The sequence below is a fragment of the Shewanella sp. GD03713 genome, from assembly GCF_029843705.1.
GTDB lineage: Bacteria > Pseudomonadota > Gammaproteobacteria > Enterobacterales > Shewanellaceae > Shewanella.
Genome location: NZ_JAOCIW010000003.1, coordinates 180,752 through 203,051, shown reverse-complemented (window position 1 = coordinate 203,051; position 22,300 = coordinate 180,752). Strand labels below are relative to the sequence as shown.

The window sequence follows — 22,300 nt, the reverse complement described above, 5'->3', positions numbered from 1 at the left end:
TGGGCGTGGCGTATTAAAGCATCTGTTATGGGTAAACGGTTTGTGGATTTCCAAAGGGCCGGAAACCCTCATGTCACCAGCCATTCGTCGATTAATTAAGTAAGAGGTCAACATGCTTTGGAAATCGAAGATTAAAGAGAGTTACGACAATCTCAATATCTCTAACAAAAACATAGGTCGTTCTAATCTGGCACTAAGCATTAGCGTGGTACTTTTGCTGTTCATGGTGATGACCAAGCAGACCGAAGTCATTGTCATGCCAAACGACTTTAAAGAGCCGATTGTCATGAACGGCAATAGCGTGACTCAAGAATTCAAAATCCAATGGGGCCTGATGATTGCAACCATTATCGGCAACATCACCCCCAAGAATGCTAAGTTCGTCATCGACAGGGTGACCAAGATGATCCCGTTAGAACTTAACCCCGATGAAGCGGAAGCGACGATGGCCGCAGCTATCGAAGAAATGGCGCTTAGGGGTGTTAGTCAGAAGTTTGTCCCGTCTGACGCGATTTATTCATCTGTCACAGATTACGTATGGGTTGTGGGTGAACAAACCACAATCTCATTAAAAACAGGCGCAGCTGATACTACTGCGTACACCTTTGAATTAAAAATCGGGATCCGAAACGGCAATCCCATGATTCTGGATATTCAACAATATCCAGCTGCTGTTAACCCTGCTCAACGTGAGCGTGAAATTCTCCAAGGTAAAAACGCAACAACGGCCTTGGATAAAGACAGTGTGATTAAAATCGAGTCACGGTGAGACCTATGAATAAAAGACCCCTTTCAACTGCAATCCTTCTTTCATTAATGATCGCTCCTGCTTTTGCGGCTGACGATGACATTTATTCGTTACCGACTGAATCGGTGAATCCGCAACGAGTACCTGTTTTGGGTACTGATTTCAATCAAGCAGAAGAAAAGCTACAGGCTGAATTAAACAGCCCTTATGCGAATCAACCTCTGTCCATCGATACGAGCAAAGAAATTGGTACCCAAACTGCATTATCGGTTTCGCCCAATGAACAAGTGCTCTATCAACAGCCAGTGACCCAGCCGCCATCGCAGCAACCGATGCAACAAGCAGATCATCAACAAGTCCCCACTTACGGCGGCGCGAGCCCTGTTAATCCGACGGCGATCTCCCCTGCCAATGCCGGAGAAGTCATTAGCCGTCGTGATGACTCAATGGACTACTTACGCAAGCAGTACAAAAGCCATCAAGTGATTGCATTGAAAGCCGGTGGCACAACGACATTGCCAATTTCGCTGTCAACCACTAACCGAATCGCGACCTCTTTCAAAAACGCCAAAATAACCACGTCAGTACCGAGTGATGCGGCGCTGGTTTACGGTGAGCAAGGTTTTGTGTACGTCACACCTGGCGTTAACGCTGGCGCGATTGACTTGATAGTTGAAGAAGATGGCGCACCAGAGACCGCAGTATCACTCTACTTGGTGCCATTAAACGTCCCGCCAGTGCTCGTGGAGTTAACCGTTAGCTATAACGCGAGTCAACGCAATGCAGCTTTGCAAGCCGTGTCTATCTACAGCGAGAACGAAGCTAAGGAGCTGGAATCGGCAAAACAAGCAGAGCGTGAGCGTATTACTAATAACCAACCCGTCGCTGACAGCCATGTTGACGATGTAATGACATTACTGGAAGTTGTGGCTAAAGCCGAAGTTCCGGCAGGTTACGAACTGCTTGAAGGTGACACCATTCCGGCGGAAGTGCGTTACCCGTGCGATATTCGCCAAATGCTCCCCCTTTACCATGAAGTGAAACAACGCTTAATTGGCTCCAAATTGGTCGTTGACATCATGGAGGTCAGAAACGATGTCAATGGCTTACGTTCATTCCGCGACGAGGCCTGCATGGGGCCAGGTCGTGAAGATGTGATGGCCGTTGGTGTGTTAGATAAAGCGACATTAGGCCCAAGGGAAAGCACCGAAGTGTACATTCTGCGTGACCGCAGCTACTTCGAGCGCCAAATGAAAGTTCCACGTCGTAGTCGTGTAGGAGGTTAACATGCAAGCGTTACAGGATTTAAAAACCAAGTGGCTTGCGCTTCCATCGAATCAGCGCACTATCGCGTTAATCGTGATATTGGCAATACCTGCTTATCTTGTGGCTGAAGCCATTTTCCCTTCAGCGCCGAAAACCCCTGTCAGCTCAATCCCAGCCAGAGCGAAGCCTATGTTTATGAGTACCATGGGGAGCGAGCGCTTGGAGTCCACCCAGACTTCCGGCCAGCTCATAGCTATGCGAAAGAAAATTCAAGAGCGTGAAAAAGCGATTGATGCACAGTACACCGAGCAAAAAGCTAGTGAAAAGCGAATTCAGCAACAGGTCGATACCCTGCAAATGTCTCAGCTTGAATCACAAAAACGCCTCGAGACCATCGCGCATCAAATGCAAATGCTGGTTGAACAACAAAGCAAAAATGCCGCAACAGCTCGAGACAGTGTGAGCGCGAAAGGAGCTCGACCAGAAAATATCGCCCAGCAAGCACCTTCATTGCCAAGTACCGAGTTTAGCCTAGACCCAATGGCAAGCCTTAAGTCGAATGTCGCCATGACCCCGCCAGCGTCAAAGACTTTAACCATGAACCGTGGTGACGTGAGTTTAGGTAAGGCCGCTGCCACAGGTGATGAAGCAAATGTTGGTAATGCGTCAACAGCCAAAAACCAAGTCGCAGCCAAAGCAAAACAAGCGATTTCTCAAGAGAACACAGGTTCTATCAAGAAAACTGAAAAAGAGCCTGAGACATGGTTGTCAGCTGGCACAGTAATACCAACCGTCTTGCTTACGGGTCAACATGTACCTACCAGTTCATCGGCGCAATCAAACCCAGCTCCAGTGTTATTAAAAATCGTAGACGTTGGGGTGATGCCTAACGGTTTCACTATCGATCTAGTGGGTTGCACAGTGATTGGCGCGGCCCGTGGTAGTGCCAGTACCCGTCGTGTCGAAATCCGCGCTGAGAGTATCAGCTGTATCGACCAGAGAGGTCGTGCGATTGAACAGCCGTTCATTGCCGCAGTGCAAGGTCAAGACGGTCATAGCGGTATCCCAGCCAAGTTAGTAACACTCTACGGTGAAGTGGTGAAGCAATCCTTCTGGGCAGGCATCTATGGCACTGGCGCCCAAACCCTCACACAAGCCGCGACCAATCGAGTGTCTGGTGATGTGGTTTATGACGGCACCTATTTCAAAAACACGGCGACCAGCTCACTTGCTGGTGGCTCAAGTACCGCATTCGATAAGATTGCTGACTTCTACCTGCAGTTAGCCGACGAAGCCAGGCCGTATCTGGAAATGCACGGCGGCATTGAAGGTGTTGACCTCATTGTTCAACGCGGTGTTAGTCTCAAATATAAGGGTTAAGCAATGACAACCGAAAACGTAAATTCTGAAAAATTGGAACCGACTATCGGCGCTCTGGCTGAGCCAGAGCAAGCCGCTCCCGCTGAGGTTGCACAATCCGTCGCTGAGCCAACGCCAGCGACACCCGCGGCTCCGCAGGGCTTGTCCCCCGTCAAAATGATCATGGTGATGGCAGGCCTAGTGCTGCTATTTGGCGTGATGAAATTTGGCATGAGCTTCTTTGGCACGGGTGTAAGCGCCGAACAAACCAATACTCAATCCAAAATCGTAGTAGCAGATTTAGGTGAGATGTTTCAGCAATGGTCAAAGGAATCGGTTAACCAAGCGGATTTAAGCTCGGCGGCTCAAGAACTGGGACAGCTCTACTTTGACATGGGATACCTCGTCATAGATAGCAGTATGACGCTGCGCATTCCTGAAGAGTTCAAAATGGACATCCCAAGAGCAGAGGTGTTGCTCCGCATTAAGCAAATTCGTAGCGAATACCAAGACGAAGGCAAAGTACCGCCATCGCCACAGCAGCTGCTTCAGATGGCAGGGAATTAATTGTTTATGGCTGACATGGAAATCGCTCAAGCGTTGTTGGCAGCTAGTGAACAAAACCAGCTAGCCCAGATTATTGAGACTCACAATCTGGGTGAGCTCCCACACTCACTGCGATTAGCCATCAACATATTTGAGATTAACGCAGATAATATCCAGCAACACCCCGAGGCAGCGCAGTCCCTTCTGCGTTGCCCAATTCCAACGACATTTGGTGAGACTGAATCAATCAGGCGCACCATATTGTCACTGCTCACCCAAAAGCACAGTTAGGCAGGATGTATGGCCAGTAAGAAAGCAGCCAAAAAAATCACCGGCGATGACGAAAATGTTATGGGCTTACGCCAACAGCGTCCCATCCGTGTTCATTTACGTCGGCACTTTAGCGAGAGCAAATCAGAGTTAACTCGTGCCATTGAGCGGTCACAAGAGATCTATATAATCGCGCTTTGCTTAGGGGCGCTTGACTGCCTTTATTGGCAGGCTATGGGCTTAGGGGAAATAAAACTGGCCAAGGGCATTAGCCGCTTACTGGCTAAATCCTATCAACATCACCCAATACGGGTTAGCTCAACACCTATTTGACGTTATCAGCAAGGAAATCATGGACGTAGCAACATCTTTTATTCAACTTGACCAGCCTTTGTTTATGCCTGGGATCACCGGGACAACCAAGGCTTTATCAGCGTTAATAACTGACATCGATTGGCCAACCGGCGCGACATGTGCGATGCAGGAAGAGGACGGCGAAATCATTTTCTGGAAAGCGCCAGTGGAGATCGTCATGTCAGTGCGTGACGACGCGGAAAGCCGTGGGGCTCTGCCGTCACTTAGCTTCATTCATTTAGTGCTCAGCTGCGTGAGTAGAATATAGTTCCTCATACTGAGTATTAAAGTTTCATACTTAAATGGCAACGATCAGAGTACGCGCCATTTCTAAAACGTTTACGTCCCTACCTAAGCCAGCGTCTCTCAGGCGCTGTTTGGACAGAAATCATTCAGAGCAAAAGTCTGGATTGTGTACTTTCCCGAAACAATCCCCATTCTAAATCAACCTAAACCGTTCACTTCCCATTCTAGCGCTGCCGAAGACGTTTGCACTTCCAAGATGAATTTGACACGACCATTGTCCAGTAAACAGATAGCCAAATAAGTAATGTATTTTATAATCGATACACTCCCCCTTGCCGCGTATTAAAAAATAGATACAACAATCTTTATAATGTATGCGAAATTAGATACCATTATCACTGTAGTGTATTTAATTTGAGATACAAAATTATGAAAAAATCCGGTGTCTATGCCGTTGCACTCAAGCAAGTCAAAGCAAAAATCAGCGCTTTACTCGGTTTATCTGTGCCTAAACCGCCGAAAAATGGTTGGGTGCGCAGTATCCGTGAGGCCTTGGGGATGTCGGGCGCGCAATTAGGTGAACGTCTTAATCTCTCTCGTAATCAGGTCTCCATATTGGAGCGTAAAGAAGCTGATGAAACCATCACACTCAAACAACTTAAACAACTGGCGACCGGGCTCGATGCCGAACTGGTTTATGCGATTGTTCCGCGTCAGTCGATTGATGACATGATAGAAGCGCGCGCTATGGAGTTGGCCAAGCAGCGTTTGGCCATGAGCCACCAATCGATGTTTTTAGAAGCACAGCAGTTAACCTCAGAGCAACAACAGCAAGCGCTGGTTCAATTAGCCAATGAAATTAAAACGGGCAGCACCCGAGATTTGTGGAAAGTCAGTTTGCAGGAGAAATACCAATGAGTCTGTTTGTTGAACCAGAGGGTGCAACCCAACTAAATGCCGATGATGTTGCCGGGCTGAAATTTGATCACATCACGACTCGCGAAGAGCTTAATGAGCTTGAAAATGCCAACATACTACAAGGGTTGAGTTGGTTATCCACGACGCCTAAAACCAGCATGGATGACATTCTTTCTATGGCGTTTGTGGAAGAGTTGCATCAACGTTTGCTTGGTGATGTGTGGGAATGGGCCGGCAGCTACCGTCACCGAGAGTTGAACATTGGTGTCGATCCGCTGAATATCCGGCCAGATTTATACAACTTACTGGAAGACATCAAATGCTGGATTGAGTTTGAACACTATGACAGCCTAGAACTCTCGGCTCGGATACAGCACAGGTTAGTTAAAATTCACCCTTTTCCTAACGGCAACGGACGTCACTCGCGAGTGATGACGGACTACATACGAATGGTACTACTCAAACAAAAGCCTTTAGTTTGGTCCAATACAGATTTGGATAAACAAAGCCAAGAGCGGGGTGAGTACATTGCGAGCTTACGCCAAGCTGATGCCGGCGATTATGCGCCTTTAATTCAATATCTTCAGGCGAAAGGGAATGTGACTTAAACCAAGCGTTAAGAGCTAAATATACAATTACAGTGTGGATAGTTAAAACAGGCTGGAACGTCAGCCTCTTTTCTTTGTACAGAGAGCAAGCTCACCAAAACAACCCCCAACACCACAACGGCAATTCTAAGTAACTTTGGGACAAAACCTTGTTAGATTTTTTACTCTAATTCGTTGATTTCGGATTAATATTTGTAAGGCAATTATTTAACCTGAACTCGGGATAAGAAAATTTGAACTAATAGCCCTCCAAGTGATCGGATCTTTCGACCAAGAGAAACCCCATCACACCGGAGGGCCTATGCATAAATTAGTGGAAGTGTTTTGCGATGTCGATGATTTTTGCACTGTTTTCATTCCTGAATGGGAAAAAACGCTGTTAACCGATGGCACACGCAAGCGTCAACGCGCTGGCCGTATGACGATGAGCGAAGTGATGACCATCATCATACTTTTTCAGATGTCCCACCACCGTGATTTCAAGAACTTCTACATCGGCTATCTGGCTCATTTCTACAAATCTGCTTTTCCTAATTTACTCAGCTATACCCGCTTTCTTGAGGTGATGCCCGCGGCTTTAGTGCCGCTTTGCAGCTACTTTGCCAGCCTCAAGAGTGCTCCCACTGGCATTGAATTTGTTGATTCAACCAGCATCAAAGTGTGTCATAACCTACGTATTCATCGCCATAAAACCTTAGCTGGACTGGCGTGCAGAGGAAAAGGCACCATGGGGTGGTTCTATGGCTTTAAGCTGCATTTGATTGTGAATCATCAAGGTGGAATCGTGGCGGCCAAAGTGACACCAGCGAATGAACATGACACAAAACCGGTGAAAGAGATGGTGCACAGTGATATGAATAAACTCTATGCAGATAAAGGGTATATCAGTAAAGCGCTATCGAGTGAATTACTGGAAAAAGGCGTCACACTGGTGACAAACGTGCGTAAGAATATGAAAGCGAAGGCAATGTCGTTGTGGGATAGAGCGATGCTGTCGAGACGTTTCATCATAGAAACCATCAACGACCAGTTAAAAAATATCTCTCAAATAGAGCACTCTAGACACCGCAGCGTGCATGGTTTTATGCTCAATATGATTGCGGGACTTATCGCCTATCAATTGAAAGACAATAAGCCACAACTGAACATCACTCACGCGGAGTTTAATGCTATTGCAGTTATGGCTTGTTAAACCGATCTCAGGTTATTTAAAGTTAGTATCAAAACTGATGAACAAGCTATCCCTCTTCTTTGCAAGAATGATTTATTTGGTCAAAACTCGCAGCAGACTGAGCGGTTCAAAACAGTAGAAGTGATCACTCATGGACAGCAGAAGCGATCAATTGCACCAGCACCACCAGATAGCGGCACTGCACCGAATTGCGCACACGGCTGTTACAGACTGAACGCTTCTACCGGCGACAGCTGCCCAGGCTGCTGGTCGAATTGCCCAATTGCAAGCAAGAAAAAGCCCCAAGGAAATGGGGCTGATTAGCACAGAGTGTTATGTCCCGAAAGATCCCGCCGATTTAGGGAAGCTGATAACAACGAAGCACACCGAATTATGAACAGCCTCCACCAAATCGGCTATACCTGTACTAGCTCAGACTTGATCTGACAGTTACCAGTTTTATGCTGGTGTCTGTCAGATTAGATTCGAGTCAGATTCTTTTCCGCCCAAACCCGTTTCCCATCAATCAATGTTTCAACTGGCGTTCTGCCGTTGCACATTTTGCCTTGATGAGTGCGTTCATTGTTGTAGTAAGACAGCCACTCGTCCAGATCTTTTTGCAGCTCCTCCAGCGTTTGGTACAGCTTTTTGCGGAAGGTCACCTGATAAAACTCGTTCAGGATCGTCTTATGAAACCGCTCGCAGATCCCATTCGTTTGCGGCGACATCGCTTTGGTTTTCGTGTGGTCGATATCATTAATCGCCAGATATAGCTGGTAATCATGGTGCTCGACCTTGCCGCAATACTCTGTGCCACTGTCAGTTAAAATACGCAGCACCGGCAACTGCTGTGACTCGTAAAACGGCAATACTTTGTCGTTCAATAAGTCCGCTGCAGTGATAGGTGTTTTCGTAGTATAGAGCTTGCAATGAGCGACTTTGCAGTACGTATCGACATAGGTTTGCTGATAGATACGACCAACGCCCTTGAGGTTTCCGACATAAAACGTGTCTTGCGACCCAAGGTAGCCTGGGTGCGCGGTTTCAATCTCACCACAGGCCTCATCGTCGTGTTTTTTGCGCTCAAGTGCCGCAATCTGTTCATCAGTAAGTTGAATGCCATCGCGAGCTACTTTGGCTTCCAAGGCTTTCAGGCGCTTCTTAAAGTTCTCTAAATCATGTCGCAACCAGATTGAACGGACACCACTGCCAGAAACAAACACGCCTTTTTTGCGCAGTTCATTGCTGGTTCTGTGTTGGCCATGGGCTGGAAATTCAATCGCATACTCCATCACTGCCTGTTCAACAGCTTCTTCGACACGGTTCTTGAGATTTGGACTTCTACGACTTTTTTCGATCAGTGCATCAACACCGCCATCGTCCACTAACTCGCGGTAACGATAAAACGTATCACGAGACACACCCATGACTTTGCAGGCTCTGGAGACGTTGCTCAGTTCCTCTGCCAGATTGAGTAAACCTGTTTTGTGTTTGATGATTGGATTGTTACTATGGAGCATGAGAGTTACCTCTTTGGTTTTGATTAAGGATTCGACACCCACAATCAAAACTGGTAACTCTCACCTTTTCAAGGCGATGTGTCAGATCAAGTCGAGACTAATTCAGCTATACCTCATTCCGTATAATCTTCAAACTCCCATCTCCCTAACCGCGATACTTTCTCTGCAACTTCGTTCCAATTTTCACCAGAACAATCCTGTAAAAAATCTTTAATAGCAACAACAATCCTTTGGTAGTTATACTCGCGGACAATAAGATGATGGCGACCCATAACAACCTTATCAATGCCATAGGTTTCCTCTAACCATCGTGGTGTACACACCTCTATTTCAAACGATTCCTCACCGTCTTTTCCTTCGGGACCCACTATGGCCTGGAGGAGGAACCCAAACATTCCTTGGTCCTCCGGTTGGTAATTTTCGAGGTCATAAATATCGGGGCTATGAAGCCGTTTTAATTCTGCATTCATTGTTTAATCCGTTATATCCAGATGGCCATTTGATTGCCAACGATTTGACTGTTGGCCTGGGAACCTTTGCTCAAAATTAGCTTGAGTTTTATCCAGTCTTGGTTTGTAGCTAGGTGACCTGTATTGCTTCAAACCATCCTTGCTGACCAGCGTTTTCCCATCGCTGGCAACTTTATAGCCATCACCGACCCAAGCTTTACCAAGTTTGTCTGCTTCAGCCCTCGTTCCCGAGCCTAAACCAAAATTACCTTTACCTTTAGCGGCGTCACGCAGTATTCCAATTTCCTTCCCTGCACTCTTTGCAACTCCAGGTAATCGGGCCTTGCCTATGAGTTCGACGGCTTTTTCTACCGCCTTGATTTTACCTAGGGATGGTATGGGAGCGATGGCTGTTGCAGCCATAAGAGCCTCGCCAGACCCTTCGGCAACGGCCTCTGATTGTTCTTGGGTTGTCAGGCCTGAAATATCCCCACCGCCCAAGGCCCCACCTTCATTTCCATGCAAGTAACGGCAATCATAGCAGTTTTTAGCAAAGATGCTGCTATCATCAGTACCTATTCCTGTATTATTGCTACCCCCACCCTTCCCCGCATTCTGCTTCGGAGAGCCTATTGCCTCGGTTTTCTGTGTACCTGTTGCCGAGCTTGATTGCCGACTTGAACCATTACTGCTTCTATCGTAAATAACCGTCCAGCCTGAGCCACGACCACTGCCGTCCATTCGTCTCTTTTTCTCAGGATTTTCCTCTTCTGGCTTAGGACATCCTTCGTTTTTATCTGGGCACTCGGCATAGTATCCCGTTGGGTCAGTCCCTGCGAGCGGGTTGTTCATAATGTAGCTGTAGGGATTCACACTCTGGGTTGAGGTCGGACTCTGGATGAACGGGTCCACCGACATAAATCTACCGAGGTTATAGTCGTAAATCCGCCCGTTCATATGAATTAACTGCTGCTCATTCAAATGCTCATGGTCGGTAAAACCGCGGCGGTTCTTATTGGTGACCGCTAAATCCTGTAGCTGTGAGAGTACCGTGTTTGTATTTTGAATATCCAGCTTATGGTTAATACCTAAATCGGTGGTGCGACCAAAGGGGTCAAAATAGCGTTGACTAACGATATTGCCATTTTGATCGGCTAGGGTGGTGGCACTGCCGAGGCGGTCTTTGAGAGTAAATTGCAGCAAATGACCACGCTGTGAGGTATAACTGAGTACAGCGATATCATCTAAGTAGGCACGCCAACTGCCATCACTGTCTGCTTCATAGTACTTATCGACATAATAAGTGGTTGTCGTTGCACTACTGCCGACCGTGCGGCTTTGCTTGGCGCGCATATTATCGCTGCCATAGACAAAGCTCGTGGTGGCACCACGGCCTGAGACGCTCAGCGGTTTATCCATGGCATTGTAGGTCATGGTGAGACCATCACCCACACGTAAATTACCGCGATTATCGTATTGAAAACTCACCGTCGTACCATTGAGTTTATCTAGCTGGCACACAGCGTTTGGCTTGTAACCACAGGCGCTGCCGCCATAACGGTAGGCAGTGCTGCTATTGGCACTGTAGTCGGTTTTCTTAAGGAAGTTCCCGACCTTATCGTAGGCATAGTTAACCGTGGCACTAAAGGTCGGATTGGTATTGCTAAACTGATACTCGGTTAGGCGATTAAGCGTGTCATAACGGTAGCTCTTAGTTAGGCCTGTCACCCCATCACGTTCACTGGTGAGATTCATAAACTCATCGTAGCCATCGTAGTAGTGCGCATGAATACGCCCCAGCGGGCCATCCACTTCGACACTCGCCATGGTGCCTTCGCTGTAGTAGCGGCGAGATTCCGACATCACCTGGTTACCAAGTTCAGCGCCGGTGATATGGCCTGCCTCATCCATGGCTGTGACTTGACGATAGAGGTAGCCAGAAGCAGCATTGCTGGTCTGCTCGAGGTAACCATAATCGTTATAGGCATATTTGAGCGTTAAGCCGTTCGGGTATTCGAGCGCCTTAGGTCGACCATAGAAGCTATCGTATTGATGCTTAACCGTGCGGCTCACACCATCAACGGTGACCGTGGTTTGCGCCAATTGCTGCGCAGTTGTGTAGGCATAAGTGCGAGTGACGCCGTTTTCGGTTTCAGAAGTGAGTAAGCCTTGTTTGAGCGTGTCCCACACAAAGGTGGCAGTACCTGGTGCACTACCGCCCGTGGTGGTTTTACTGGTAACGCGCCCCAGTACATCGAGTACGTAGGTTTGTACCACGCCATTGGCGTCGGTTTGCTTATCCAGTTCACCTACACTGTTGTAACCAAAATTGGTGGTGCCTTGGTTAGGGTCGATAACTTGGGTTTTATGACCAAAACCGTTGTAAGTCGCTTTGATATCACTATTGTTAGCATCGCGGATAACTAACGGCCTACCGGCGCTATCGTAGGCAAAGCGGTTGGTGCCATTTTGCGCATCCACGGTTTCATATAACCAGCCTTGACTGCCATAGGTGCGCGACATCAATCGTCCTTCGACATTGATATCGGTGGTTAACCCGTTATAGGTGTATAGGGACTCTAGTCCACCGGAGCGCCCATTAGGAATGGTGCGTCTTCTGGGTCTATCAAGTGCATCAAAATCACTGAACTCAGTATAGTCTGCCGCCGCGCCGTTACCATAGGGCGTTGACTCTCGGGTTAAACGTCCAAGCGCATCATAATGTTTATCCTGATACTGATAACCCCCATCAAAGCCTTGGGTTACAGTGCGCAGTAATCGACCTTGGCCGTCAACATATTGCTCCGTTTCGGGGATACCTGCACCACTGGTGCGGGTCATCACCACAGGAATATTGTCGTTGTCCTGCGGCGGATTATTGCCCTCACTGGCGAGTAAATAGCGCAAATAGCGGGTAGGGCTGCCCGTCTGTTTGACCTGCACCGGACGACCAATACCATCGTACTCGGTTTGAATGATGATATTGTTGGGCGCTATCACTTTGGCGGGGAGTCCTAGCCCCATATCGTATTCGGTGGTGGTGATATGGCCCTTGGCATTGGTGACCTTGTAAGGCAGATAACCATCGTCAGCCTGAGTTGTACCGTCTTTCGTGTAGGTAAAGCTGGTTTGCCTTGCCGCCATGGCAATACACGTACTGCTTTGTCCTGTGGTTTTGGTCCACAGTGGCAGACCGTAACTGTTTAATCCGGTTTCTTCGACGCGATTGCAACTGCTATTACTGGCGGTATAGGTCATCTTGATGGGGAGGCGATGCACACTATCCCAGGTATTGACCGTTTGCAATTGCCACTGCGCCTTATCCGTCGCGCCTACCGGGTCATCTCCCCAGTTACGCTGCGCGGTATTGTGGGTCGTGCGTGTCCAGTTGAACTTATTCAGCCACCAGTTATTAGGATCAACAGCAAAGCTGGTTTCAGTCATACTGCTGTAAGTGTTGGCTTGCCCTTTAATGTAATCAGTAACGGTTTGAGTTTGCTTGCTAATATTGCCCCATGCGTCCACATCACTAGAATTGACTTGGGTTTCTGTCTTGGACAAGGGTGTCCCCTGTAAATCCCACTGCTGTTTAACAACGGACACGGGGTAAACCCACTGCGTCCCTGACGGGGTGGTCGCTAGCGCGTCATAGTCAATCTGCTCGCGGACCAACGGGGTCTGCTTACAAGCATATTCTGATTCACTACTGAGGCACACTCGAGACTCTTGCAGTTTTCCGGTTAACGGAAATAATTGATGGTATTCGTGAATGTTGCGCAGGCCGCGGTCAACATCATCGGCAATGATGGCTCGAAACCCTTGAAAGCCTCTGCCAGCGCGATTATAGATGGCCTCTCTATAGTGGTATTGCGTCTGCTGCGTGCCTCCGCGCCCGTTATCACTAAAGCTGTCACTCACCACATACATCGATGACGTAAAGTAAAAATGTGTTCTGCTTGGGTCGTTATCAATATACCGCTCTGAGGGGACTTGATAAAACGGCGTACTCTCAATGCGCCCCGTGAGCACCCGCGACAAGGGGGCGTAATCCCACTGATAGGTTTTACCGAGACCATCTTGGACTTCATACACAGTATCAACTAACTTGCCGTGGTCAGTCCCTTCGCCCGCCTGATTGTGTTGCTCAAAATACCCACCGACATAGGCTGGCGAACCGCTCGCAAAGTACATTGACAAATTCGCATAATAGTAAGGTTGGCCAGCGACATTGATGTACTGGCCTTTACCTGCAGTTTGGTTGTAGCTGGTCATCATTTGATAACTGAAATCAGCAAAGCCATTGTTATCAATATCGTTAATCATCAAGCCGAGTGAACGGTCACCGTTTCGAATAAATAACGACTGAATGGGCGCATAAACCACATTGGGTATTTCGCGACCGATAGTGGCTCCTACACTACTGTCTTTAAAATCGAGTACTGTCCAATGAAAGCGCCGAGCGTCATAGCGAGACCAGTCAATGTCAATTTCAAGCCATGGATGGCTACTCAAGTTGACTTCACCGCGGTGCAAATCATCGTTGCAAACCGTGACATCATAGGGCTCTTGCGAGCCACTATTGCTAGGATTACCTGAAAAGCTCACGCACACATTGTCTTGACTGTGCGTGGCAACCAGCAGTTCGTCCACGCCGTCACTGTCAATATCGGCAACGCGCAGCCCGCCCCAGCGTGATTGTATTCGTGTGGTGCCATTTTGGTAGGCTTGGTAGGCATGAATACCCGTCCCTGTTCCTAAGCTGCGTTCTGGAGAAAAGGTGCGATTACCGCGATTTTCCCGTACCTGCCAACTGAAGCTGCTGCCCACTTGTAGTGCGCGAATATAATCAGATAAACCATCACCATTGATATCAGCAAACACATACTCATTGTTAACATGATTGGTGGGTAGTCCTAGCGTTGCACTGGATACCGCGGTCCCAAGGGTTAACAAGCCGCTGGATGAAATACTGCCAAACTGGACACTGATTTGCTCGGATGCGTTAGCAAGACGCAAGGTCTTGACCACATCCATCACACCATCACCGTCCATATCCATATAGCGTATCTGCTCAAGATAGCTCTTGCCATCATAGGTTGTCTTGCTGCGCGTTGTGAGTAAGTGAGGGCCTGAAAAACTCGGTGTCACTCCGCCTTGGTGTTGGTAGTAATAAACCTTGTGGTCAGCCCCGATATAGGCAAAATCTTGATGACCATCGCCATTCAAATCTAAAATCTGTAGCGTGGCCCCTACGCCAGAGGGGTTAGTCCAAAAGTCGCTCGGCAGGATGACATTCGTGGGAATGAGGGGTTGTGGGACTAAGTCCTGGTTAAATTGGAACAGGCTTACTTGTCCACTTGTGCGATTGACGATGAAAAAATCACTAATGCCATCACCATTCAGGTCCCCTTGTGGGTAATAAAAGATACCGTTAGCAATATCGCTTGATTGTGCCGAGGCGTCATAGGCAAGCGTGTAATCGCCACTGGCTTGTCGTTGGTAAATCTTCACCAAATAGCTGATTAATTTATCTGTCCCATCGTATTGCGCACTCAGGTGAACGAGCTCTTGAATACCATCACCGTTTAAATCCATCTGACGCGTCTGGTCGTGGCGACCATTACCCGCGACAGGATTGATAACGCGATGGGCACTACTGCTGGAATCCCGGCTATCCCACGCTAACAGCGGGGCGTAGCTCCGTAAATCCGTTGCGGCTTTACACTGACCTTGGTAACACTCTTTTATTGATTGCAGCAACGAGCGCTGAGTGTGTGAACTCGTGTCATATGCCAATTCATATCGGCGGAGTGTGACACTATCCAACTGTGATTCAATCGCCTTAAGGCGTAAGGTGGAGCGGATAAGTCCACCGGCAAGATAATGGCGAGCTTGGTCTGGCCGCGTTTCATACTGAAATGCCACTTTGCGATTGCCGACACTTGACTGGTGCCCGGTGTAATCAATCGCGCTGAGCGCATACTCACCACTGCCTGCATTGAGATACGCATAGGTCATGGTGTTGCCCGCACGGTCTTGTTGTTTGTTGATGGCCCACGTCATCGGTAACGTGTGCCCTAGGGCAATATGCCGACTGTCGGTTGTCCCGCCATAAGTTGCCACGATATTGTCTTTACGCTCGACGACAAAGTAGGTGGTCGCACTGGTTAACGCGCCGTATTGGGTGACTCTGGCGAATTGATCTAACTCGGTACGATATTGCGCGCCTGATGTGCCATATTGGCCACTGACAGCCATTAACTTTTGCCCATCGAGACACAAGCGGTCGCTGGCACTCATGATAACCGCACGACTCAGCCCCTCTTGGGCAACCGTGGTATCACAACGGTGCAGCGCAGAGCCCGCCGTCACTGACCAGCCCACTCCCGCGATACCCTGTCCTGAGCGTGATGAATAATCAAGACTAACCGCTGGCTGCATGCCATTGCGACCCGGCGGAATGTCGATAGGCACAGAAAAAACAGCTGCGCCACCGGAGACACTCGCTTGCCCCTTAACCGCAGCCGCACTTAAATCAACAACTTCAGCGGGCTCGATATCACTACCGCCTGCATCCGCAACCGTCACCCGCGATAGGTTATTCCAATCACTGCCAAGCGCAGGTAAGCTAACTGCGAATAAGGCTATAAAAATAGTAAAAACTGATTTACGTCGCTGTGGCAACATGGCATTCCTTTGGATTAAGTTTCCTTTTTTGTTAAATCAAAATACAAAAATGAATACATGATTGCAACACATTGAAAGTAAACAACTAACTTAAGTGTTTGCGAATCAAAATTGCAATGGGGCTGACTTCGGTAAATTGGGGATGTTTTTTGAAAACCAAGGCAATGGTGCTGAATATGGCCACTGCCTTTATCCATTTATACCTCAATGGATTCCGATATGCGCAGTGCATCTTCAATCTCAACACCTAAATAGCGGACGGTGTTATCTAACTTGACATGGCCAAGTAATATTTGAATAGCTCGAATATCTTTTGTTCTACGGTAAATCAGCGTGGCTTTGGTTCGGCGCAGTGAATGCGTGCCGTACAATTCACTATTTTGGCCTAACTGACGCGCCCAGTTTTTGACTATCGCGCGGTAATAGCTGTAACTTATCGGCTGATGAGCACACCTTGGGCTCGGAAATAAGTAGTCTTCTGCGACGAGCCGCTTTTCAAGTAACCAAGAAGTCAAACAATGTTGGGTTGGTGGCGTAATTTCAAACTGCACTTCACGGTGAGTTTTACGTTGCGTTAAACGCACTCGCGGATTAATGATGCCTGCTGAGGTAATGTCTTGAACCTTCAAATGCAGTAAGTCACAAGCGCGTAATTTTGAATCAATCGCCAGATTAAGTAACGCTAACTCAGCAATATTATGCTCTAACTCCAAACGAGTGCGAATGCGCCAAATCTCTTCCAATTTAAAAGGTCGTTTTTGTCCCATGGGATGACCTTTATGCCAAGCGTCCATACAAACCTCCTCAGGTTGTGATGAATAGACACTTAAATTTTAGGAAACGGTGCGCTTAATTGGACACATATGGATTATAAAATCTCATGCATAAATGAAATTAAAGCGGTGTCTAAAAATGGAGTGCTGAATTGCTTTGGGGCATAACTGAGTCAGCGAAGAACTCGCTGACTCAAAGAGGGACAAAACCTTCTTAGAGCAATCACTTAAATTAGAGAAATATGGATAATTTTTAGTATCATAAAATCGTGTCGTAAAGTGTTCTGTCTAATTGGTACAGATCACTTTAAGATCTGGACAACTATCATGACACAGGGGGCCGCTGCGATCTTGCTACTGAAGTGGACAGGTTCAGCAACAGTATTAAATTGATGATATGGAACACTTGTGGTTATCACTTTCTAAACATATTCTTGGCACCATCGTTCCACTGTCAAAATCATAAACAATCACCTTAGGGTGATGTACATCATATGCTTGCCCAATAAACACTGATGCAGCGTTTGATGCACAAGGGAACAAATGGATAGTTTGTGCGCCATACTCTGATTTGAGGGCATGAAACATTGACTGAAGAAGAGAAGTAAAAGCCTTTCCGTCATCTGGATGCGATATTGCGCCATTGCCCATAAACTGTTCCTTCGCTCGAATTGTAATCATTTGGGCACCAGTCTTCGAACAAACTGATTTAGAAGCTTGAACTAAGCTTTCTGGTTCAGCCGTCAAGGCAATATTAATTACAAAATCAGTTCCTTTTTCTAGTTCATCAAATCCAACCACGTCATAAAACTCACCGACAGGATCTATTGCAGGCCATGACCAATTGCCAGATTCTCTAAATCTAAGCATCGGAGTAACCGCATTCTTGTTCCCAATTTTTGCGCCCAAACCAATAAGCGCTGAAGTTGGTCCAAAACCAAACAACGCAGCATTAAATCCAAACTCTTTGGTTTGTTGGATAATCTTATCGGCGGAAGCCTGAATAATATTCGGCATGAGAGCCCAAAATACGTTTGGTGATTCAACTAAAAGCTCTTCATTATGACTTAATATGTTGATCTGCTGGTGCATCCTTCTTTTAATTCTAGAAAGACTGTTGGCAACTTGCAGGTATGAAGGGGGAGAAACTGTTTGAGAATTTACAGGCCACAATACAGCGTAAACAGGGATTGGTTGGTATTTCAAGCCATCTAATAAACTATTTGCAATAAGACCGAATTCCTTCCTCATCGCAGACAGTGTCGATGCAGGATAGTCAGTAGCGGCAACCTTATCAATTAACCGATGATGTTTATCACATAAGAGCAACACATTGTTCGGATCATTTGACAATTTTTCTGATAACTCGGTAATCCCTCTTGCGCCTTTTTCAGACGAAGCAACATTGTGAGCTAAGTATGCATAGTTACCTGACGTACCTGAAACCTCATCGTAATCAAGCTTTTCACCGCACCCCGTAAACATGCAACGGCCAAAACTATCCCGCCAAACTGTCTCTTTGGTGTCTTTTGTAAAGTCTGGACCACGGCCTGTTTTTTTCCTTTTTCCTTCAAAACGAATGAACAACGATTCTAACTCATCTAACGTTAGCTCAGCGCTCTGTGCCTCCGCTTTCCCCCAGATACTCGCTATACTATGTAAATGAGTTAAATCATCGCGCGTTATTGCATAACCTTGAAGACATCTGTATGTAACTGTTTCAGATTCAGCAGATAAGGTATTTATACAAGTCTTAATCACATTTGGCTCTAGGCAAAGGCGCATTGTGGCACTTAATTCTTCGTTCAACATTAGCAAAATGATGGTATTCCTATCATCTTCGTCAGTTAAAATCCCTACACGGTTCCAACTGACCAAGTTTCGAAGATTGTCGAAGTATTGATCGAAAGAATCCATCGAATCTAATGGTGAGCTTGCCGCCTGATTACAAAATTGATCAGCCTTATTACCCATCAATGTTCCTCTTTGCTATTTCTAAATTACCGTTAATGCTAATGTAAACATTTACTTGCTCAATCCCCACTATTGCAAACACAAGTTGCCTGTCAGGGTTCCGCAACGTACATTGAGCCCAGTCATTCAAATCAATAATTGAGGGTACTGGTACACATTGTGGGTGCGTATGCCAAGTTCCAATATAACCCAGCTCACCATTTGATTGTTCAAATGCTTTGTCTATTGCCTGTTGATGAGATGGGTCTCTCATTACAAACCTTGCTCGCTGGCTAATATCTTTTTTCTTTGGTGTTGTACACCTGTCGATCCAAATCTTGCATTCACCTTCAGCTCGTGAACCAATCAACGCCCCAAACTGTTCCGTATCCTTCCGTTTGATTTGACGGTGTGTCAACCAACATTCATAGACTTGCTTGTTAACTCGTAGTTCAACGCTTGAACTGGAAAACAAGATATCTTCATCAGTTACAGACATCACAATCCTCATGAATCAAAGGCTTAATCTGCAAAGAGTCACTAAATTGATAGAACCGATTAGTCAGCGATACTCCATGAGCCACTGCTTCATGTTCACTGCCTTTCCAGCAAACTTTTGAACTGGCAGTAATTTTCCCTTCTAGGTATTTGATAGCCAAATCGCTCGCAATTAAAGCCGTTTGCGCAGAGCAAATAGCGCTATAGGAAATAAACTGCTCACCACAGCCTGACATATTAATAGTGACGTCTTGGTTTGGCTCGATGAAGTTAAGGTTAGAGTTAAGCCCTCTGGTCAACGTATCAGGACAAACATAGGCGCAAAGTAAGCAACCCTTACTATCCGGAATATCTAGTACAGCATGACCACCTACGCCAAAACCTTCAAGCCAAGTGTTAATGACCGGAACTTTTATGCCTTTTTCCAAAAGATACTCTTTAAAAAGTCGCTCATGAGTCGGGCTACCAATGGCTATAACAACCAAATCATAAGAGCTAATTAACTGAGAGTTTCTGAGTTCCAGTAGTTTCTTTTTCGAGGGAACAGCTTTGGACCATAAGAACTGGCGAGCTAAGTGGTAACTGAGGCCGTAAGATTTCTCTAGATTCAAATACTCCTCAGGTAAGATATGCCTGTATAAGTTATCTATCTGATAAATATCATGGTCATAAATATCTAAGTTTTGAACTCCGGCAGCAGAAAGCTTGTGTGCTATCTCGCTCCCTACAGACCCAGCACCAATCAAGGCAACCTTGCTTGTCGCTAGATCTAAATTTGCACCACCTCTTGGCAGCACAGCTTCTTTATTAAAAAGCCTTATAGGAACAGCCTTAACCTTCCAGTGTTTTAGCTGAGCTTCAGTTAACGGCAAAGATTGCTGTTTACCTTTTTTGCTTTTGAAATATAAGCAAAACCAGACCGTTCCTGATGGTACTTGAGCATTGAAAACAATCCAGTACTCTTGAGTCTTCCATCTCCCATAATTCTCACGCAATTTTTTCAGAAGATCAGGTTCTTGCTTCAACAAGACAGCTAAATACCAAGTTGTAAGCTGTTCTTTTTCTAACGGTGCTGGCTCAATTTCAGTTAGAGGCAAAACTACAGCTTTACCAGCAAGATTTCTTCCAGAGCTATCCTGCCAGTAAACTTTCGCCGCTGCTGCTAGATCACTATTTTGAGATTGCGCCAAATAGTAGGACCTAACGCCAAACTTAAAATTTTTTACAGGCCTATAAACATTTATCTCTTCCAGAGCCCCGCCATCATTAGTAAAAAGTACGGGTCTTTCATCAAAATCACAAACATTTAACCAGCAAGATTTAAACTCTCGTAATAGCTCTTTCCGGTTCCAATCAGGATCAGTAACCGCTCTATTCAAAATACCTATGTGGCGATTAAGAGACTCCTCAATCGCCAGCAATGGCATATTGAAGTTTACTGAAACAGAATCCTTATCATTAACACAGATACTGCCATACTCAACATCAGCAGCTTTGAAACTCAGGACATGCGCTAAATGACCAACATCGCGCGGATTCATAAGAAAAAAAACAGGTAAACCAGTGATCTCAGATGTTAGAAAGTGTATCAGTTCTATTTTTTTCTTTTCAATTTCAAGGCTGACTGTAATAGCACCAGCCCCGTTAAAGTCCTGTGCTTTGCAATCAAAGCCTCTGCTGATTAAATGCTCAACAATTTCCTCAGATGCTATCATTAAGCCCCCTGCGATGTACCTGAGGCTCCGGCTGTGGCGTATGCAGCCTTTTTAACACTGGATGAACTACTAGGTACTTCAAAATCATCGCCAAACACTTGGTTCAGTATCTTGCACTGCTCCACCAAATCTGTTTCATTAATAGCTTTATCTAACTTATCTCTTAACGACTTCAGCTTGTTATAGAACTGAGTGCCGGTATTTAGACTGCTACCATCAAAGATATCTCTATATGGTGATTTGGGTAAGTAAACCATTACCTTATAAAGTTCGTCACCTTGATAACTAAAATAACCACCACTCAACATGGCATTTACAGTGTTTCGTAGTGCAACTAAATCGTTAGCTTTATCACTATCATCAAAGCTTGGCGAGAATTGCTCTTTTGCCATCACGGTTAAGCCGATGGAAAACACTTTCTTAGCAACATCTGTACTAAATTTGTGATCTCTCCAGCGCTTTAGGTACCTAACAATTCGCTTATATTGCTCAATCTTTTTACTCGCTGAACCAAGGTAAGCTGAAGAGTTATTTATCCAGTCCTTTAGCCCTTTAGGATCCGAGTCAGACCATTCCTTATTGCCTTCGCTAGAGTTCTTTTTGCCTACAGCTAATTCATACTCACCGTTTTGCTCCCGATAAACCGGGATGTCGATATGTAGATTTTTACTAGCGTAGTCGGCGGTTACACATGGCTTTTTAATCTTGGCGTTTTTGAAGCCTCGGTCCTCTAGGACCTTCAGAACGATTTTTTTAACTTTGATAGGGTCATCTGGTGAACCATCAAAAGAAATCACTATAGCTCTATCAATGTCGAAATCTTCACGCGGATTCTTGACCCCAGTACTTGTTGACATAGATCCTTGAAGAAAGTCTTCTATTACTGGGTAGCCTTCGTCCTTTAAAGCAATTTTTATAGCACTTAAGATGCTGTCATCCTTTTCACGAGCATCTTTGTACTCTTTATCTTCACGGCTTATCTTAATCTTATCGTGAAACTTAAGAAATTTTGCTTGAATACTCATAGGTCTCCTCGGTCTTCCCAATGTGATAACACTATATGCGGTGGTTGTTCAAGCACCACAACACAACATATAGCATCTGAATTAGCTTTACAAGTTATGTAAATCACACCGATTGTTAGTCTGCATATTTCTATCGGTGACCAACGAACGAAGACTTCCCTGCACCATTTGCACCTACAACCATCAAACATTTT

General features: G+C 46.2%; 18 protein-coding genes. 10 read left to right on the top strand and 8 right to left on the bottom strand.

Features of this window, described 5'->3' with window-relative positions:
• The first annotated feature begins 112 nt into the window (after positions 1-112).
• The 10 genes from N5E87_RS23455 to N5E87_RS23410 all read left to right on the top strand — a co-directional run bounded on the left by N5E87_RS23455 (position 113) and on the right by N5E87_RS23410 (position 7,507).
• Positions 113-769 (top strand): TraE/TraK family type IV conjugative transfer system protein, encoded by a 657-nt coding sequence (locus N5E87_RS23455; protein ID WP_011711596.1) that lies wholly within the window; start codon positions 113-115, stop codon positions 767-769.
• 5 nt (positions 770-774) lie between these two features.
• Positions 775-2,034 (top strand): type-F conjugative transfer system secretin TraK, encoded by a 1,260-nt coding sequence (locus N5E87_RS23450; protein ID WP_041413324.1) that lies wholly within the window; start codon positions 775-777, stop codon positions 2,032-2,034.
• Between the two features lies 1 nt (position 2,035).
• Positions 2,036-3,394 carry a TraB/VirB10 family protein gene (locus N5E87_RS23445; protein ID WP_011711594.1) on the top strand — a complete coding sequence of 453 codons (1,359 nt, stop codon included), beginning with the start codon at positions 2,036-2,038 and terminating at the stop codon, positions 3,392-3,394.
• Positions 3,395-3,397: 3 nt separating this feature from the next.
• Entirely contained in the window at positions 3,398-3,940 is a 543-nt protein-coding gene (locus tag N5E87_RS23440) for a hypothetical protein (protein WP_011711593.1), read from the top strand.
• A 6-nt stretch (positions 3,941-3,946) separates the two neighbouring features.
• Positions 3,947-4,210 (top strand): hypothetical protein, encoded by a 264-nt coding sequence (locus tag N5E87_RS23435; protein ID WP_037426906.1) that lies wholly within the window; start codon positions 3,947-3,949, stop codon positions 4,208-4,210.
• Positions 4,211-4,219: 9 nt separating this feature from the next.
• Positions 4,220-4,522: a hypothetical protein gene (locus tag N5E87_RS23430; RefSeq protein WP_011711591.1), complete on the top strand. Its 303-nt coding sequence runs from the start codon at positions 4,220-4,222 to the stop codon at positions 4,520-4,522.
• A gap of 19 nt (positions 4,523-4,541) precedes the next feature.
• The gene (locus N5E87_RS23425; RefSeq protein WP_037426904.1) at positions 4,542-4,811 is read left to right on the top strand and encodes a hypothetical protein; all 270 of its coding nucleotides are present in this window, start codon (positions 4,542-4,544) and stop codon (positions 4,809-4,811) included.
• Positions 4,812-5,218: 407 nt separating this feature from the next.
• The gene (locus N5E87_RS23420) at positions 5,219-5,707 is read left to right on the top strand and encodes a mobile mystery protein A (RefSeq protein ID WP_011711582.1); all 489 of its coding nucleotides are present in this window, start codon (positions 5,219-5,221) and stop codon (positions 5,705-5,707) included.
• On the top strand, positions 5,704-6,315 hold the full coding sequence (locus N5E87_RS23415; RefSeq protein ID WP_011711581.1) for a mobile mystery protein B: 612 nt from the start codon (positions 5,704-5,706) through the stop codon (positions 6,313-6,315). Before N5E87_RS23420 ends, N5E87_RS23415 begins: the two co-directional genes overlap by 4 nt.
• Positions 6,316-6,616: 301 nt before the next feature.
• Positions 6,617-7,507 (top strand): IS982 family transposase, encoded by an 891-nt coding sequence (locus tag N5E87_RS23410; RefSeq protein WP_279776108.1) that lies wholly within the window; start codon positions 6,617-6,619, stop codon positions 7,505-7,507.
• 458 nt (positions 7,508-7,965) lie between these two features.
• On the opposite strand, the gene N5E87_RS23405 is transcribed toward N5E87_RS23410, so the two are convergent.
• From N5E87_RS23405 to N5E87_RS23370, 8 genes are all read right to left on the bottom strand, one after another.
• Positions 7,966-9,006, bottom strand: a complete 1,041-nt coding sequence (locus N5E87_RS23405) for an IS481-like element ISSod13 family transposase (RefSeq protein WP_279776107.1) — start codon at positions 9,004-9,006, stop codon at positions 7,966-7,968.
• Positions 9,007-9,119: 113 nt separating this feature from the next.
• A complete protein-coding gene (locus N5E87_RS23400) occupies positions 9,120-9,476 on the bottom strand; it encodes an immunity 8 family protein (RefSeq protein WP_279776106.1) in 357 nt (118 codons plus the stop codon).
• Positions 9,477-9,479: 3 nt separating this feature from the next.
• Entirely contained in the window at positions 9,480-16,142 is a 6,663-nt protein-coding gene (locus N5E87_RS23395) for an FG-GAP-like repeat-containing protein (protein ID WP_279776105.1), read from the bottom strand.
• Between the two features lie 197 nt (positions 16,143-16,339).
• Positions 16,340-16,936 (bottom strand): tyrosine-type recombinase/integrase, encoded by a 597-nt coding sequence (locus N5E87_RS23390; protein ID WP_279776104.1) that lies wholly within the window; start codon positions 16,934-16,936, stop codon positions 16,340-16,342.
• A gap of 363 nt (positions 16,937-17,299) precedes the next feature.
• Complete coding sequence (locus tag N5E87_RS23385) at positions 17,300-18,889, bottom strand: SAVED domain-containing protein (protein ID WP_279776103.1); 1,590 nt, start codon at positions 18,887-18,889, stop codon at positions 17,300-17,302.
• A complete protein-coding gene (locus N5E87_RS23380; protein ID WP_279774550.1) occupies positions 18,882-19,367 on the bottom strand; it encodes a Mov34/MPN/PAD-1 family protein in 486 nt (161 codons plus the stop codon). The genes N5E87_RS23385 and N5E87_RS23380 overlap by 8 nt, the downstream gene beginning before the upstream one ends.
• Positions 19,354-21,081: a ThiF family adenylyltransferase gene (locus N5E87_RS23375; RefSeq protein WP_279776102.1), complete on the bottom strand. Its 1,728-nt coding sequence runs from the start codon at positions 21,079-21,081 to the stop codon at positions 19,354-19,356. Before N5E87_RS23375 ends, N5E87_RS23380 begins: the two co-directional genes overlap by 14 nt.
• On the bottom strand, positions 21,081-22,106 hold the full coding sequence (locus N5E87_RS23370) for a nucleotidyltransferase (RefSeq protein ID WP_279774546.1): 1,026 nt from the start codon (positions 22,104-22,106) through the stop codon (positions 21,081-21,083). The genes N5E87_RS23375 and N5E87_RS23370 overlap by 1 nt, the downstream gene beginning before the upstream one ends.
• Between the last annotated feature and the right edge of the window lie 194 nt (positions 22,107-22,300).

Coding starts and splice junctions, on each gene's coding strand:
- N5E87_RS23455 (WP_011711596.1), top strand. CDS start 113: ATGCTTTGGAAATCGAAGATTAAAGAGAGTTACGACAATCTCAATATC.
- N5E87_RS23450 (WP_041413324.1), top strand. CDS start 775: ATGAATAAAAGACCCCTTTCAACTGCAATCCTTCTTTCATTAATGATC.
- N5E87_RS23445 (WP_011711594.1), top strand. CDS start 2,036: ATGCAAGCGTTACAGGATTTAAAAACCAAGTGGCTTGCGCTTCCATCG.
- N5E87_RS23440 (WP_011711593.1), top strand. CDS start 3,398: ATGACAACCGAAAACGTAAATTCTGAAAAATTGGAACCGACTATCGGC.
- N5E87_RS23435 (WP_037426906.1), top strand. CDS start 3,947: ATGGCTGACATGGAAATCGCTCAAGCGTTGTTGGCAGCTAGTGAACAA.
- N5E87_RS23430 (WP_011711591.1), top strand. CDS start 4,220: ATGGCCAGTAAGAAAGCAGCCAAAAAAATCACCGGCGATGACGAAAAT.
- N5E87_RS23425 (WP_037426904.1), top strand. CDS start 4,542: ATGGACGTAGCAACATCTTTTATTCAACTTGACCAGCCTTTGTTTATG.
- N5E87_RS23420 (WP_011711582.1), top strand. CDS start 5,219: ATGAAAAAATCCGGTGTCTATGCCGTTGCACTCAAGCAAGTCAAAGCA.
- N5E87_RS23415 (WP_011711581.1), top strand. CDS start 5,704: ATGAGTCTGTTTGTTGAACCAGAGGGTGCAACCCAACTAAATGCCGAT.
- N5E87_RS23410 (WP_279776108.1), top strand. CDS start 6,617: ATGCATAAATTAGTGGAAGTGTTTTGCGATGTCGATGATTTTTGCACT.
- N5E87_RS23405 (WP_279776107.1), bottom strand. CDS start 9,006: ATGCTCCATAGTAACAATCCAATCATCAAACACAAAACAGGTTTACTC.
- N5E87_RS23400 (WP_279776106.1), bottom strand. CDS start 9,476: ATGAATGCAGAATTAAAACGGCTTCATAGCCCCGATATTTATGACCTC.
- N5E87_RS23395 (WP_279776105.1), bottom strand. CDS start 16,142: ATGTTGCCACAGCGACGTAAATCAGTTTTTACTATTTTTATAGCCTTA.
- N5E87_RS23390 (WP_279776104.1), bottom strand. CDS start 16,936: ATGGACGCTTGGCATAAAGGTCATCCCATGGGACAAAAACGACCTTTT.
- N5E87_RS23385 (WP_279776103.1), bottom strand. CDS start 18,889: ATGGGTAATAAGGCTGATCAATTTTGTAATCAGGCGGCAAGCTCACCA.
- N5E87_RS23380 (WP_279774550.1), bottom strand. CDS start 19,367: ATGTCTGTAACTGATGAAGATATCTTGTTTTCCAGTTCAAGCGTTGAA.
- N5E87_RS23375 (WP_279776102.1), bottom strand. CDS start 21,081: ATGATAGCATCTGAGGAAATTGTTGAGCATTTAATCAGCAGAGGCTTT.
- N5E87_RS23370 (WP_279774546.1), bottom strand. CDS start 22,106: ATGAGTATTCAAGCAAAATTTCTTAAGTTTCACGATAAGATTAAGATA.